The organism is Endozoicomonas sp. YOMI1, from assembly GCF_024606345.1.
Classification (GTDB): domain Bacteria; phylum Pseudomonadota; class Gammaproteobacteria; order Pseudomonadales; family Endozoicomonadaceae; genus Endozoicomonas.
Genome location: NZ_JAHHPM010000442.1, coordinates 1 through 2674, shown reverse-complemented (window position 1 = coordinate 2674; position 2674 = coordinate 1). Strand labels below are relative to the sequence as shown.

Sequence of the window (2674 nt, the reverse complement as noted above, 5' to 3'; positions counted from 1 at the left end):
CCGGCCTCATGTATTGTGCCAATCACCCTTCGACAAGCTCAGGATGAACGGAGATTGAGTTCAAAATGTCGAAATTATTTCGGGACAATTCCTTATGGAGCCAGCCTTCGGACAAAATCATCCGTTGCCCTGACCAGCGCATCCACAATGCCCGGCTCACAGGAGGCATGACCGGCATCCCGGATAATCTGCAAATCTGCTTGTGGCCATTGATCCGCAAGCGCCTGGGCATTATCCAGCGGACAGATCATGTCATAGCGCCCATGCACGATCACGCCGGGAATGGCTGATATCAGATTCATCTTCTCAATAATCTGATCAGGGTTAATAAAGGATTTATGTTTAAAGTAATGACACTCTATCCGCGAAAGGGATAAGGCCAGATGAGGATCAGCAAAATGATCCACCAGTTCATGGTTGGGCCGCAGGGTTGCCGTATTTCCCTCCCACAAAGACCAGTGCTTGGCAGCATTCATTCTGGCCAGCTCATCCTCGCCAAACAGTCGCTGATAATAAGCTTCCAGAAGATCGCTTCTTTCATCCTCTGGTATCAGCTCAAGGAAGTGCGCCCAGTGATCCGGAAATACTCTGCTGGCTCCCTCTTTATAAAGCCAGTCAAGATCCTGCTGCCGGGAAAGAAAAATCCCCCTGAGAACCAACCCTGACACACGCTTCGGGTGCGCCTGGGCATACAGCAACGAGAGTGTTGAGCCCCAGGAGCCACCAAACAACAGCCACTGTTCAACCCCCAGGCTGCTGCGAATCAGCTCCATATCTTCAATCAGCGCAGTGGTATTGTTCTGCTCCAGCTCAGCATGGGGCCTGGAACGTCCACACCCCCTCTGATCAAAAAGAATAATCCGGTACTTCTCCGGATCAAAAAAACGGCGATCCCGTTCTGTACAACCGGCACCCGGTCCACCATGAACAAATAGAACCGGTATCCCCTCCTGAGAGCCACACTCTTCAATGTATATCTCATGAATATCATCAACTTGCAGGTGCCGGGTAGCGTAGGGTTTGATGGCAGGATACAGGGTGCGCATGGAAAATCCTTTCAGGAAAACACCAGAACAATGCCTAACCTTAACCTTAAACGGTTATTGCAGCAAAGGGCACAGCTTCACTTTTAAAAACATAACTTGAACTAATTTGGCCACAGCCTGTCTGATACTTAGAGTTCTCTGGATATAAACATCCTCTAGTGACACTCCCCGCCTTATCAGGCAAGGCTTCTTTCTGACTTCGCAGGCTTTTGCCAGTCTATGGTGACTGGACTTACACAGAAGCCTCCATCAGCAGTAACTGGCTATGTACAAACACTCAAGCGGAAGGCTCTACGCCTGCGGGGCCCGGCCTTCCCGTCTTATATCCCCGCCTGCGCGGCCTGGCCCGATTGGGCGAGGGTTTACGACGATTTTGCTAATAACACCACGCCATTCAGCTACAGTACGCTGACCTCTCTGGAGAGGGTAATAAAACAGCAACAGCCCAATGAATATGAAACACCAACCAGGCAGAGTAATTAAAACAGTAGTGGTCTTTTTGATCATCTTAATGGCAATACCGGCCAGAGCATCCCAGTACTTTTCTGATGATGATCAAATAATGGTTCAGCAATGGATAGACAAGACGGGCTTTAAGATTTACTCAACCAATCCTGATAAAACCCAACAGAATGATCGCTGGCAATATACCCAGACGGCTTTACAAGCCCTGCATACATGTCGACCCGAACAATTTTATCGCTATCTTTCACAGCTTTTTATTTCGGCGGGCAGAATGGCGGAAGATGAACTGAATCAATTGCTCCAGCCAGTATTGAATTTAAATAAAAAAGAGAAAAACGTCTTTGAAACTTTCATCCTTGAGCGCAATAAACATGATCTGGCGGTTTGGTTGAGCCATCACACGGAGTTGGATAAGCGCCTTGCCAATGATGACGAGCTCTATGCCAAACTGTTTGAACTATTAACCAGAACCGTCATTAGCAACACTCAACGTTGCCCTGAAATGTTAATGCTGGAGAACTTCAAGGGTGTAAAGGAGAAACGGCATGCTGTTTTACAGTGCATAGCCCTGTCAGTAAATCTGTATATTGTTGATATTGATATCAGCCATAACCGAATAGCCACTACCAAAATACTGGGCCCCGGACCTGTCAGCACTGATCTGACTTCATCACCAGCAGTGGTTCTGGACAATAGTGAATACCTGTTTTCAACCATTCCTGAACTCTACGACGACCCACAAATCAACCCGGTCATATTACTCACCTCACCATTGGAAAACGGTTTTCTGGTCTCTCACCGAATGAGCCAAAAAACCAACAGGCCCCCGGTATCACCTCTGACAAAGTCCGACATTGAAAAAATGCGACAGCGCTATAAGAAGGCCAACAAAGGCAACCAGCTTAAACATGAAAAGAACAGACACTTTTTATCGGTGGGGAAACGTGACCCACACTGGCTGGAAGGCTGGATAGCATCGCCGGGTTACACGATTGCGGCAAGCCTTGCTATTGCAGTGATTATTACCCTGGTAGTGACCACGGCCCCATACCCCGGCAATCCCTGGTTAGGGCCATAAAAAAAACCACTCAACTACTAATAAGTAAGCGGGGCTTGTTGCAGTTAACAAAAACCTATCTATAGTTACTCGAACCTATTCAAAA

General features: G+C 47.7%; 2 protein-coding genes. One reads left to right on the top strand and one right to left on the bottom strand.

Annotation, left to right across the window (positions count from 1 at the left end; genetic code table 11):
• Window positions 1-92: 92 nt before the first annotated feature.
• A complete protein-coding gene (gene pip, locus KDK15_RS15755; protein ID WP_257296340.1) occupies window positions 93-1046 on the bottom strand; it encodes a prolyl aminopeptidase in 954 nt (317 codons plus the stop codon).
• Window positions 1047-1494: 448 nt separating this feature from the next.
• On the opposite strand from pip, the gene KDK15_RS15750 reads away from it, so the two are divergent.
• Entirely contained in the window at window positions 1495-2589 is a 1095-nt protein-coding gene (locus tag KDK15_RS15750; protein ID WP_257296339.1) for a hypothetical protein, read from the top strand.
• Window positions 2590-2674 lie beyond the last annotated feature (85 nt).

Bases quoted from the DNA above. Each gene is read 5' to 3' on its own strand.
- KDK15_RS15750 (WP_257296339.1), top strand. From the start codon at position 1,495: ATGAATATGAAACACCAACCAGGCAGAGTAATTAAAACAGTAGTGGTC.
- pip (WP_257296340.1), bottom strand. From the start codon at position 1,046: ATGCGCACCCTGTATCCTGCCATCAAACCCTACGCTACCCGGCACCTG.